Below are 13,088 nucleotides of genomic sequence, written 5' to 3' on the forward strand. Positions count from 1 at the left end.
CTTGTGGCTGCGTAGCCGTTAATCGAACCGCAGGTTATACAAGACATCCAAGCCATTGATGGTGCCGCCGCGCATGACCATTGACCAGCGTCTTGAAAATTGCCAGGTAAGCCTGAGGATGCTGGCGGCGCTGGTCAGGCTCTGTTCATAGCCAAGGTTGATTTTTTCGGTAATGGCCTTGCCGAGGCTGACGACCTGCTCGTTGTCGATGCCCGATTCGCTCGATCCGATCGAGAACTCATCGAAACCGATGCCTTGCGCGATCTTCTTGCCGCCCAGGTTGCCAAGCAGCGCCAGCGCCTGCCCCGCCGCTTGTCGCTGCCCCAAAGCGGAACTGTCGCTGCCATGGCCGAACATCAACCAGGATAATTTTTCTTCATCCGACACATTCGGTTCCGACACCAGCTTGACCCGCAGGGTGGATGGCGTACCGGTGATTTCGGCACCGGCCTCGACGTCCTGATTGCGCTTCATCGCCAGGATATAAATGTTCGGATTGTCGATCGGTCCCTGGAAATTGATCAGCCCGCGTTCGATCGCCAGTTTGCGGCCGAACACCTCATAACTGCCGCTGGCGACCCGGATGGTGCCTGTCGCGCGCAACGCCTGGTAAGGTTCGCTGCGTACCTGCATGGCGCCGCGCAACAACAAGTCGGCGCCGCTACCGCGGAAGCGGAAATCGTCGCCGAAATCCACTTCGACGTTCATCACTGGAGTGGCGCCACCGGCCGGCTTCTCTGCTGCCTTGGCCAAGCGTTCCTTCTCGGTCAGCGGCGTAGCCCGGGCTTTCACATCTTTACGGACAATGATCACGTCGTCGCCCAGCACCGGCGCACTGCTCTTCGGCAAATCGAACAACGCCTTGTCGACCGTGAACTTGCCGTCGACATGCAGCTGCTCCCTGACGTTGGCGATCTTGGCCTGGCCGGAAAGCATCAGTTGCCGGTCTGGGCTGGCGAACAACTGCAGATGATCGGCGATGACATTCGCGGTCAAGTCGGGATTGTCGTGTCCCAGTTGCAAGCGCCCGGTAGCACGTATGGTGCCGTCGCCGCCATGGAATTCCAGCTGCTGCAAATCAACCACGTTATCGGCAAGATTGAGACGGGCAGTACCGTCCTTCAATTTGATCCCCTGATCAAACAGGGTCACTGCTAGCTGATCGCCGGTGACGGTGCCGGATATTTTCGGTTTGCCAAGCTCGCCGGTCAGATTCAAATCCATACCGATGCTGCCATCCAGCGCAACCTGCGGCCCGATCAAATCTCCCATCGATTTCAGTTTCGGCACCTGCAGCCGGGCATAACCTGACAACGCCGAGCTATCGCTGATAGTCCAGACTCCACCGCTGTTCTGCAAGGCCAGCTGCAACTGCGTCGTCAGCGTGCCAATCCGGGCCGCGGCCAATTGGCCGTCAAGCTTGATATGATTGGACTGCAGATCGGCACGCAACTTGAGTTCAGACAAACCAAGGTTGATGTCGCCTCGTCCGTGACTGACACGCAGGTCGCCGCTGCGGCGGGCGATCTGCACGAAGCCGCTCATGTTGTCCGCCAACGAAAAATCCCAACTGCTGTCCAACACCAGGTCGGTCTTCAGCGGCACTTCAGGCGCGCCAAACTCATGTGCCAGGCTCAGTACTGTGGCGACATTGAGCGCATTGATCTCACCTGCCGAACGCAATTTACCGTTGTCGTAGCTAAAATTTTTCAGATCAATCTGCGCATCGGCGACGTTCAAGCGCGTCGCACCCAGCACCACGCGCCCGGCTTCTGCGCTGATCGTCAACGGCGCGCCAAGATTGATGCGCGGCGTTCCCTGATTCTGCAACTCGCTCAATTGGCCCTGCCAGCCGTAACCGTTCTTGCCTTGCGTGAGCTGGCCTTGCGCAGCCATCGTCAAATGCAAGGGCTTGCCGCGCACACTACCGTCGCTTTCCAGTTTCAAGGTATGGGCGCCATAAGTGCCGGATAAATTCAGATGCAATTTATCGAGCGCAAGATCGGATCCGCTATGCAAACCGCGGCCATCGACGCTCAGCGCCAGGCGATTGCTGCTGGAATTGAGTTTGGCGTCGAGGTCGGCCTGGACATCGGCCTGCCCCGCCAGGCTATCTACCCGATGTTCACCGAATGCCAGTTTGTCGGCCCGATAGGTCGCTTGTACGCTAGGCCGTTGCAATGTTCCGCTGGCCTGTCCATCCAGGTGCAGTGCACCGGACAAACCGAATCCGAGCCGCTGCAATTCCGGTGCATCAATCTTCACTTGCAGGCGGTCGCCGACGGCGCCGAAACTGCCCTTGGCCTGTACCTCGTTACCCGCCACCGACAATGCAATATCGCTCGGCAGCAGACGTTTTCCGGTCAGGTTGAGCACACCGCCGCCGCTCATCGGCAATTGATCGTAGCGGCTGTCGCGAATCGCGAACTTAAGCTTGAGGCCCAGTTCGGGCATCAGGTTACCGGCAGCATCGAGATCCATGTTGATGCTCGCCGTGACTGGCTTCGCCGGCGCCTTCGCCTTGGTTTTGGAGTTGGCCGGCGCCGCGCCGTTGTTGATAAACAAGAACGGATCAAAGGCACGCAGGCTTCCCTTCAGCGCGTAAGACATTTTCTCATCGTGCCCCAACGTGCCGCTGGCGTCGAGACGCGCCGCACCGACCGCCAGTTGCGCAGTTTTCAGCGTGATCTGCTTGGCATCGAACACGGCTTCCAGTTTGGCCTTGTAAGTGGCGTCGGCCAGGTCCAGCGCAAGCTGCTGGTTCTGCGGCGTCAGCTTGACGCTGACGGGCCCACGCAGCTGCGACGGTTGCAGCTTGCCGTGCAAGGCGTGTAGATCCAAGCCCGTTACGGCGAAATTGAATTCGCCATTTTCTTTATCCTTGCCGTCGCTGTGATAGACGCCCTGGCCGTTGATGACAGCGTCTTTCAGCAACTTTATTTGCAGCTGCGATATCTGCTGCGCCTGCGCATCCAGCCGCAGCTCGGCGCTGGCGCTGACCAACGGCAAACGATCCTGATCGAGCGTGCCGGCCATCGCATTGATAATCCGGATCGGGCCACTCACCGCCAGGGCCGATAAATCAACCGAAGGCGCGGCAGCGCCATTGGACGCAGCTGCGGAAGGCTGCGGTTGCGGCGTGAGCGGTTTCAATTCGACTTGCAGGCTCAAATCGGCCTGTGGTGCACCGCTGCTGAACAGTTTGGGATTCACGTGTGCGGCCTGCAATGCGACGCTCTGGAAAGGGATAGACGCGAACGGCGTCGCGGCAATCTTGGCGGTACCGGACAATTTATCGCCACGCGCATTCAAATCGATATCCAGCGCTTCCAGTGAGCCGGACAAGCGCGCATCGACCTGATATTTTTCCTGCTGGTATTCGCCGCTCAATTCGACACCACCACTCAGTGCGAACGGGCGCGCACCGTTCAGGCTGAGCTTGGCGCCGGCCTTACCGTAGGGCGTATCGAGCCGCTCCACCACCAGTTGATGCTGGAGCCCATCCGACTCGCCGTGCAATTGCAGATGACTCAGTTCGGTCGTGCTCAAGCCTTCATGCAGCGCCAGCTGCGCCAGTGAAATGTCGTTGAGCTCCAGTTGCAACGGTAGCTTGAGGCTGGACGGCAGCACGGTTGGCGTCGGCGGCGTCGGTTGCAGGCGGGCGTCGACCTTGCCGACATGCAGGTAAGCGACCTGCAACTTCAGCGGCGACAAATTAAGGTGCCACTTGGCGTCGATCCGGTCAATCGTATATTCCTGCGTCGCGTCGCGATACACCAATTGGCGCAATTGCAGGCCATCAGCCAACGTGCCGCCGGCCAATTGACCCGACAGGTTGCCATGCATGGCCCAGGTCGCTAACTGCCACAAGGCGCGCGTACCCGCCTCCGAGCGCACGCTGAAAAACAAGGCGGCTGCAGCCAGCGCCACCAGCAGCAGCACTGTACCGATCAAGCCAGCAAGCAAGCGCAACCAGCCGCGCCGCCGGGTTGGCGTTGGCGGTGTAGCTGGTTCTGGCGATGTAGCGGGCGCTTGGGTCATGCGTTCAGTCTTGAAAATGTGAGGGAATCAAAAAGCGATGCCGAGCGAAATATGCGGCCGGAACTGCCTGGCCTGGATGCCATAGGCAAGGTCCAGATTGACGGTGCCGACCGGACTGCGATAACGCAAGCCCGCGCCGGTGCCGACCTTGACCTCCTTGTCGACCCAGCTGTCGGTGGCCGTGCCGATATCGTAAAACAATGCCCCGCCCCACTGCTGGGTAACCCAGTGCTGATATTCGGCGCTGCCGGTGACCAGGTATTTGGTCGGATAAACCGTGCCGTTCTGCGTATTGCCGATGCTGTCATAACTGTAGCCGCGAATCGATTCGTTACCGCCTGCGCGAAACAACAGAGAAGCCGGCACCGCAGCGCTGGAGCCGCTGGTAAACACGCCGCCCATCTCGGTGCGCAAGATCACCACATCGCGTTTGCCGACCGGGACAAAATACTTGTAGCGACCGTCGGCACGGAAAAATGTCTGATCGGTCAGCAAGCCTTTCACGGCAAAACCGGTTTGTATCGAGAAAATATGGCCGCTGCGCGGAAAGATTGAATCGTCGACTGCGCGCCGCACCCAGGCAAATCCCGGCACCAGCGCCTGATGCTGGCCCGGCTGCACCACGGTATTGGGAGGCAGGACCGCGCCGTCGGTCTGCTGCAGCTGATCCCGGTAGTAATCCAATGTTAGCGCAGTGTCGTAATTTTCCAGCGAGCGAGCACGCTTCAGGCCGACCTTCAGACTGCGCAAATCGACGCCCTGCAAGGTAGTGCGGTCATACGAGCCATTGACGCCGTTGACAAAGCTGCGGGTATCCGGCGGCATCGACAAATCCAGCGAGCCGTACTGGCGGCGCTGCTCGATCTTGGTCTGCGCGTCGAACACCCAGGCTTTACCGAACACGTTGTAGTTGGTGTAGCGCCCCTGTACCTGCGCCCCGGTATCGGTCGCATAGCCAAGCCCGGCACGCACCCGTTGCGTGGGGAATTCGCTGACCTGGACATTCACCGGCGATTCGCTGGCGTGGGCCGGATCGTCATCGATGCTGACGATTACATTACCGAAGTAAGAGGTATTCTGGATCTGCCGCTGCAGCAGCAGCAAGCGGTCAACACTGTATTCCTCGCCAACGAACAACGGATTGACATTCTCGATGATGCTGGCGGGATAACGTTTGGTGCCGGTGATATGCAATGCACCGAGTGTAAAACCCGGCCCGCTGTCGTACTTGACCGCCAGTTCGGCATCATTATCCTCAGGCGTAATGCGCGCTTCCGAGCTGGCGATCTTGGCCGCCGGATAGCGTCGCTTCTGCAACACCTGCAAACCGTCGTCCTTGGCCTTGGCCCAATCGGCCTGGCGAAACGGCTGTCCTACCGGCAAACCCCAGTTCTGCTTGATCTGGCTGACGCGTTCCGGGGTATCGGTGGCCGCGCTGCCGATCACATCGATAACCGCCTGCGACACCATGGTGCGCTGATGGGCCTCGACATTCAGATGGATGGTCTTGGGTTCGCCCGGTTCCACAGTGACGCTGGTGGTGGCCGAAAAATAGCCTTCGGTCGAGGTCAACTGCGTCACCTGGTCGCCCACCGTATCGATCAGATACTTCAGCTGATCGTCGCTGAGGTCAGTACGATCCTTGTAACGCGACAAATCCAGATGCTGCTCCAGCAAACCCTTGATATCCGAGGGCGCCTCGATGTCAACCCGATATGTGGCGTTCGCTGTCGGCGCGGCGAAGCCGGCGACCAGCGCCAGAAAACCGAAAACAGTGCCACGGATAGAGGGCGTCAACCAGGTCGCTGGCGTATAAAGACGTTTCACCATGCGCTGCAATCCATACGGAGCAGCGCAAGAAATGTGTGGATTTCCCTCAAGAAAATCGATAAAAACATAGATAAGGGCAATACAGGCATTAGAGGGATAGCATTCTAACAAACATTAAATTTCAATTGTAAAAATAGCATCTCTTATGTGCCACTGCATGGTAGACGAGGCTATTCCGGATAAGTCATCTTGACCGGTTGCACCCAATCGTTGAACTGTTGCTCGGTCACGTAACCCAGCTCCAGCGCCGCCTGTTTCAAGGTGCTACCGTCGTGATGTGCGTGCTTGGCGATCTGCGCCGCACGGTCGTAGCCGATATGCGGCGCCAACGCCGTCACCAGCATCAGCGAGCGCTCCATCAACTCGGCGATGCGATCACGATTGGCGGCGATGCCGTCGACGCAATGCTCTTCAAAGCTGGTCATGCCATCCGCCAGCAAGCGCACGCTCTGCAAAAAATTGTGGGCGATCAGCGGCTTGAACACATTCAGTTCGAAATTGCCCGATGCGCCGCCAAAATTGATCGCGACATCGTTGCCGAACACCTGGCAACACAGCATGGTCAGCGCTTCGCACTGGGTCGGATTGACCTTGCCCGGCATGATCGAGCTGCCGGGTTCGTTTTCCGGAATGCTGATTTCGCCCAGCCCCGAGCGCGGCCCGGACGCCAGCCAGCGTACATCGTTGGCGATCTTCATCAACGCCGCAGCAAGCGTCTTCAAGGCGCCGTGAGCGGCAACCAGCGCGTCGTGCGACGCCAGCGCGGCGAATTTATTGTCGGCGCTGCGGAACGGCAAGCCTTCGGTTTTTTCAAGCTGCGCTGCCACCCGGACGCCAAAATCCTTCGGCGCGTTCAAGCCGGTACCGACTGCAGTACCGCCGGCCGCCAGGTCGCACAATGGCTCCAGCGCCGCCGTGATGATTTTTTCGGCGAGATCCAGCTGCGCCACGTAGCCGGAGAATTCCTGGCCCAGCGTCAGCGGCGTGGCGTCCTGCAGATGGGTACGTCCGATCTTGACAATATCATCGAAGTCGACTGACTTCTTGTGCAGCGTGGCGCGCAGCTTGCGCAATGACGGCAGCAACGCATTGGCAATCGCCAGCGCCGCCGCCACGTGCATCGCAGTCGGGAAAATATCGTTCGACGACTGGCTCATGTTGACCGCATCGTTGGGGTGCACCAGGCGCGATTCGCCGCGCACGCCGCCAAGCAATTCCGAAGCGCGATTGGCCAGCACCTCGTTCATGTTCATGTTGCTTTGTGTGCCGGAACCGGTCTGCCAGATCGACAATGGAAATTCCTGCGGATGCTTGCCTGCCACCACTTCCTGCGCCGCCTCGATGATCGCCGCAGCCTGGGTTTTCGGCAGCTTGCCGAGATCCTGGTTGACTTGGGCGCAAGCCTGCTTGACCGCCGCCAGCGCCACGATCAGTTCGGTCGGCATGCGCTCGCTGGATATGTGGAAATGATGCAGGCTGCGCTGTGTCTGCGCACCCCACAAGCGATCATCCGGGACTTCGATTTTGCCAAAAGTGTCACGCTCTGTTCTGGTAGTAGTCATGTCATGCTCCATCAAATAACAGGGATGCGGTCGGCGCAGGGCCGGAGGATGCTGGCTTGCCGCACGCGTCGAAGACGCGGCAGCGTGGCTGAATTGCCTATGGTAATACTTTTCCGGCGCGCAGGAGCTCTTCGATAGCCGCAGCTGCGATCGGTTCGCTGAAGTAGAAGCCTTGCATTTCGTCGCAACGATGACGCTGCAGGTAGGATAACTGTTCCTGGGTCTCGACACCTTCGGCGATCACCTGCAGGCGCAGGTTATGCGCCAGCGAGATAATTGAAGCAACGATCGCCGCATCGTCCTGGTCGACGGTGATGTCCCGTACAAACGATTGATCGATCTTCAGTGCATCGATCGGGAAACTCTTCAGGTAAGCCAGGCTCGAATAGCCGGTGCCGAAATCGTCGATCGACAATTGCACGCCGATCGCTTTCAAATCGTTAAGGATGCCGACCGCCAGTTCGACATCGGTCATCACCAGACTCTCGGTCAACTCGATTTCCAGGTAATGCGGCGCCAATCCGGTGTCTTCCAGCACTTGCGCCACCGACTGCACCAGGTTCTGCTGGAAGAACTGACGGGTCGACAGGTTGACCGACATGCGCAGGTAGCCCAGTCCCATGCGTTGCCACGCCTTGTTTTGTTCACAGGCGGTATGCATCACCCAGGCGCCGATCTGGACGATCAGGCCGGTCTCTTCCGCCAGGTTGATGAAGCGCGTCGGCGAGATCATGCCGAGCTGCGGATGCTTCCAGCGGATCAATGCTTCCATGCCGACCACGCGCCCGGTGCGTAAATCCACCTGCGGCTGGTAGTACAGCAGCAATTCCTTGCGCTCCAGCGCATTACGCAAATCGCCTTCGATGCGCAATCGCTCCAGCGCTCGCTCATTCATCGCAGCGGTATAGAACTGATAGTTGTTGTTGCCCATCTCCTTGGCGCGGTACATGGCGATGTCGGCATGCTTGAGCAGGCTTTCCGGATCGGCGCCATCGTTCGGATAAACCGCGACGCCAATGCTGCAGCTCAGGAAGAAATCATAACCTTCGATTTGCAGCGGCCGCGCGATCGAGTCCATCATGCCCTGGATCAGCCCCACGCTTAGTTCCTCGTCAAGGCGCTCCGGCAGAATCAGGACGAATTCGTCGCTACCCAGGCGCGCAATCGTATCGGCTTCGCGGGTAAAGGCCTTGAGACGCTGCGCAACTTCTTTCAACAGCAGATCGCCGGCATTATGGCCCAGTGTGTCGTTGACGAACTTGAAGCGGTCCAGGTCGACAAACAATACCCATACCCGATGGCCGTAAAGCTCGCCGTAGACGATTGCCTGGCTCAGGCGATCGCTCAGGACGTTGCGATTGGCAAGACCGGTCAAGGTATCGTGGCGCGCCTGGTGTTCGAGTTCGGCCTCATAGCTTTTCATTTCGGTGATGTCATACAGCGCCGTCACGAAATGACTGACGCGGCCGGAACTGTCCTTGACCGGCGCCACGTATAGATCGTTCCAGAACAGCGTGCCATCCTTGCGATAACTACGGATCACCGCGTTGGCGCTGCGCTGTTCGCGCAAGGCCGAACGGATTTCCTCCAGTCCGAACTGGTCGTGGTCATCGCCATGCAATATCTCGAGATTGCGGCCGATCATTTCGCTCGACGTGTAGCCGGTAATCCGTTCGAAAGCCGGATTCACATATTCGACCAGGTGGTCAGGCAGCTTGGCGCTGGAAATGATGATCGCGTGTGCACTGGATTCGATGGCGCGTTCACGCAGTTGCAACGCATCTTCGGCGCGTTTGCGGGCAACGATATCCTCTTTCATCATCTGGGTCGCCAGCCGCACTTGCTGTGTGCGCGCATCGACCAGCTGTTCGATGCGCTTGGAACGCGTCGACAAGAAATACAGATAGGCGGCGCCGATGACGCTGAGCAGGCTGCCCAACAACAGCACCAGCATCGAACCCGCATTCTTCTTGGTAAAAATTCTTGGCGGCGAGGATGCTTCGATGTACCAGGATTTGCCGGCAAGTTCGAAGTTTTGCGACATGTCTTGCGGCGCATCGTAAAACAACCACGATGGCAGCCATGTGGCCGCCTCCGAAGAAGTCACCGGATTGCCCTGGCGATAAACCAGGCTGGCGTCCTCGGGCTTGGCGCTCGCATACACCCGGAGAAAAAAATCGTCGCGCGCCTGTGCGCCATCCTTGGCCAGCACGCTACTGACAAAAGCATCAGCCCACACCGCCGCGCTGGTATAGCCGATCAAGGCGCGACGACGGTCGTCGACGCTGTCCAACACTGCATCATGCTGGTAGACCGGCATCAGGATCATCAACCCCAGCTGGCGCCCATTATCGCGCCTGGTTAGATCGAACAAATCGGTGGAAGCCGGCAAACCTGTATCGCGCGCGCGCTGCGAGGGCTCCGCCTGGATCTTGCTGGTTGAAACATCAAGTCCGAAAGCCCGTTCGTTGCCCGCCATCGGCTCCATGTATTCGACCACGCGATACTGGTCCCGGCCCACTGCAGACTCGGGCTTGCCGTCACCTAATTGCCGAATCGAATAATTGGGATAGTACCTGCGCATTTCCGCTTCAAACGCGGGACGCTGTGCTGCAGTCACCAGGCGCTGGAAGCCCAGCGACTTGACATACGGAGAACGCTGCAGCATCGGCGTAGCAAATGTGTGGAACTGCTCGCGGGTGACGCCGTCCACCGTGATGAACAGGCGATTGATGGTTTCCAGCTCATGTACCAGTGCATCGAGTCCGTCGACCACAGCCTTCAGATGGCCGCTGGCAAGGCGCCGAAATTCCGCATCCACTTTCTCGTGCTCGAGATGCCGCACCGAGACAAAAAGCCCAAGCGTAATGGCCAGGCCCAATATCAAACTGAATAAAGAGGCAATGGGTACAAAAATTGACGAGCCTCGACGAAACATTTCCACTCCATTGCGAACAATAGCCGAAATATTACACGGACTTTTTGCTAGGTAACGTAGCGAATTGATTTCTTTTTAGTGCTCAAAAGAAATTAAAATCCATATCACAACAATTGTCGCGATATTAATCAGAAATCAGGGGGCTTTTGGCACTTCGGCATCAGGCAAAAGACAGGCATGCACGATTTGTAAATCGTTATCTTTGGCAAAATTGACCACGAAATGATAGGCAAGCGGCTCAATCTGACGCAGCTCTTCGTTGACAACGACAGACCGCACGCCATTCAGCAGCACCGGCCTGACATAAGGGGAATATTGTAGATGAGCGTTGCGCCCTCCCGATCCTTCCGGACGGAAGCAGGCCATCACGCCGCACAGACGCTCCGCCCAGTCGCTGGGTCGGAATTGCCTGCCATCACTGGTAATGCCTTGAATGAAAAATTCGCGGGCAGGTGCGTCGGGAGATGATTGAATAGTATCAGCCATGCGTACAGCTCGTTTCTTCTATAACGCTTGCTACAGACATTTGCTTGGCCTCTTTTGGAAGCAAGCCACAATTTTCGCGCGCTCATATACGATCACGAGATCGGATCATGAGATCGCCTAGGTTAATTCTTACGTATTATATCTTATATAAGACCAACACGCCACGCCTGACATGGAAGGACTCCTGCGCCGGCATCTTGCTTGTAAGCACGCACCGGCGCCGCCGCAAGCAATCAGCCGAACCAGATCGCAGCCGACAATAGCAGCAACAGGAACATCCACAATAACAGAGCGCGCCACACCAGGCCGACTGTGCTTTGCAATGCGCGCGGAGTTGGCGCATCGCCAGGCGGGCTGTCGCCCTCTGCAGTCGTCGAATCTACCGTCGAGGCGTCAATCGGCAAGATGGCGACAGCATTCTCCAACGGCGTACCAAGCAGAACACCCATCGCTCCACCACCAGTCGAGAGGATGATGCCGTCGGTCTCGTTTTTCCAGCGATCGGCAAAATTTCGCCAGGCGTAGATCGCATCTTCAAAATTGCCGACCACGGCAAAAGCGGCTGCCGTCAAACGTGCAGGAATCCAGTCGATCCAGTAAAACGCCTGGGTGGCAAAACGTCCGAAAGCTTCGTTTTTCATATGGTCCGGCTCGTTCCAGCCGCGCGCCAGATACTCTGCAATGCGATACATCACGGCACACGCAGGGCCGACCGGCATCAGGAACCAGAAAAATACGCCGAACACGTGACGATGCGTGGTGATCAGGGCTTTCTCTACGGCGATACGGGAAATTTCGCTGACATCCATGTCTGTCGTATCCAGCTTGGTCCATTCAGCCAGCAGCGCCCGCGCGGTGGCTTCGTCGCCGGTATTGAGGGCCAGCTGGATCGAGCTGAAGTAATGACTGTAATGACGAAATCCGAGGGTCAGATAGACAATCAGCACATTCCACAAAAACGCCGCCCAAAAGCCGATATGCACGCACAGCCAATAGATCAACGCAGTCGGCACGGTCAATGCCAGCATCACGCAGAACCAGCCCAAACGACCCTGGCGCGCCTGTCCCGCATTGAACGAGTTTTCTATCTTGCTCGCGAAGCGCTTGATCCACGCATACACGGGATTATCCGCGCGAAGCGGCTTCAGTTGTTCGATCAGCAACGCAAACAGAATAGAGAGGAATGTCATTAACCAGCCTTATAAGTCAACAAACTGCGTATCAAGTCCGCACCGTGCCAGCAATCCAGGAATCGATTTTGCACCAAAACCGAAGTATCCCATACGATAACGCAGCACACTCGCAGAATCAAACTTGTACAGTGAGCTGCCTGCAATTAATTTGGCAATCAGCGAAAAATAAGTAGCGCGATACCCCGATCAGGCTCGGAGAAAGTGAAACAGATTTCTGAGCATTGCCGCCGTTGCGCCCCAAATAAAGAAGCGCTCATATGGCATCGCATAAAAGGTGCGGCGATAGCCATCCGGCAGATCGATGCTGCGCAATTGATGATTCAGGCCATCCATCAGGAACGCCAGCGGCACTTCGAAAATTTCTGCCACCTCATCCGGATCGGCGCGCAAGCTGATCGGTGGAGCAATCAGGCACACCACCGGCGTGACCCGATAACCGGTACCGGTAAAATATTCAGGCAAAGTGCCGATCACTTCAACCTGGCGCCGCGCCAGCCCGATTTCTTCTTCGGCTTCGCGCAAGGCGGTCTCAACCGGAGAGGCATCGCTCTCTTCCATCCTGCCGCCGGGAAAACTCACCTGCCCGGCGTGATCGGTCAGATGAGCAGCGCGCTGCGTGAACAGCAAGGTTGGCTGCTCCTCATGCATGACGATCGGAATCAGCACCGATGCTGGGGTTACCGGCCGGCCCTGCTGCATGCGCTGGATGGCCTGGCTATCCAGATCCTCGGGCTGCCACTCCGGCTGATGAGCAAAGCGCTGACGCAACCAGGCGGCGCTCATCCTTTCAGGCGCCAGCGCAGACTCGCCGGCTACGGCGTCGACCGGCATCATCAAAGGATCGAAAGTTAGCTTAACCAAAAAAATTCCTCAAAAAATCTGTCCGGCACTTTGCTGCGATAACGCCACCTATGCCAGCGCGAATATTCCACTGCAGACACAGATGATAACAATTAATGCATTTCCCTTAGCCGTTAATCGATACCGATGCCTGTCCCGCTACGCAAACAGTCGATAGCACGCCAAACACAGGGGAAA

At 57.6% G+C, this 13,088-nt stretch carries 7 protein-coding genes; all 7 read right to left on the bottom strand.

Translation table 11 applies throughout. The annotated features are described in order from the left end of the window. Positions 1–18: 18 nt before the first annotated feature. Positions 19–4,041 carry a translocation/assembly module TamB domain-containing protein gene (locus ACIPF8_RS11805; RefSeq protein ID WP_400421098.1) on the bottom strand — a complete coding sequence of 1,341 codons (4,023 nt, stop codon included), beginning with the start codon at positions 4,039–4,041 and terminating at the stop codon, positions 19–21. Between the two features lie 27 nt (positions 4,042–4,068). Continuing rightward, complete coding sequence (locus ACIPF8_RS11810) at positions 4,069–5,871, bottom strand: autotransporter assembly complex family protein (RefSeq protein WP_400421100.1); 1,803 nt, start codon at positions 5,869–5,871, stop codon at positions 4,069–4,071. A 170-nt stretch (positions 5,872–6,041) separates the two neighbouring features. Continuing rightward, complete coding sequence (gene fumC / locus ACIPF8_RS11815) at positions 6,042–7,433, bottom strand: class II fumarate hydratase (protein WP_400421102.1); 1,392 nt, start codon at positions 7,431–7,433, stop codon at positions 6,042–6,044. A 97-nt stretch (positions 7,434–7,530) separates the two neighbouring features. Further along, positions 7,531–10,254 (bottom strand): EAL domain-containing protein, encoded by a 2,724-nt coding sequence (locus ACIPF8_RS11820; RefSeq protein WP_400421104.1) that lies wholly within the window; start codon positions 10,252–10,254, stop codon positions 7,531–7,533. Positions 10,255–10,506: 252 nt separating this feature from the next. Further along, positions 10,507–10,857: a DUF3579 domain-containing protein gene (locus tag ACIPF8_RS11825; RefSeq protein WP_400421105.1), complete on the bottom strand. Its 351-nt coding sequence runs from the start codon at positions 10,855–10,857 to the stop codon at positions 10,507–10,509. A gap of 233 nt (positions 10,858–11,090) precedes the next feature. Continuing rightward, positions 11,091–12,047, bottom strand: coding sequence for a CobD/CbiB family protein (locus ACIPF8_RS11830; protein ID WP_400421107.1), 957 nt, complete (start codon positions 12,045–12,047; stop codon positions 11,091–11,093). A 189-nt stretch (positions 12,048–12,236) separates the two neighbouring features. After that, on the bottom strand, positions 12,237–12,911 hold the full coding sequence (locus ACIPF8_RS11835; RefSeq protein ID WP_400421109.1) for a CoA pyrophosphatase: 675 nt from the start codon (positions 12,909–12,911) through the stop codon (positions 12,237–12,239). Positions 12,912–13,088 lie beyond the last annotated feature (177 nt).

Origin of the sequence: Collimonas sp. NPDC087041, from assembly GCF_044745265.1 — a bacterium.
GTDB lineage: Bacteria > Pseudomonadota > Gammaproteobacteria > Burkholderiales > Burkholderiaceae_D > Collimonas.

Bases quoted from the DNA above. Each gene is read 5' to 3' on its own strand.
- fumC (WP_400421102.1), bottom strand. From the start codon at position 7,433: ATGACTACTACCAGAACAGAGCGTGACACTTTTGGCAAAATCGAAGTC.
- ACIPF8_RS11825 (WP_400421105.1), bottom strand. From the start codon at position 10,857: ATGGCTGATACTATTCAATCATCTCCCGACGCACCTGCCCGCGAATTT.
- ACIPF8_RS11810 (WP_400421100.1), bottom strand. From the start codon at position 5,871: ATGGTGAAACGTCTTTATACGCCAGCGACCTGGTTGACGCCCTCTATC.
- ACIPF8_RS11805 (WP_400421098.1), bottom strand. From the start codon at position 4,041: ATGACCCAAGCGCCCGCTACATCGCCAGAACCAGCTACACCGCCAACG.
- ACIPF8_RS11830 (WP_400421107.1), bottom strand. From the start codon at position 12,047: ATGACATTCCTCTCTATTCTGTTTGCGTTGCTGATCGAACAACTGAAG.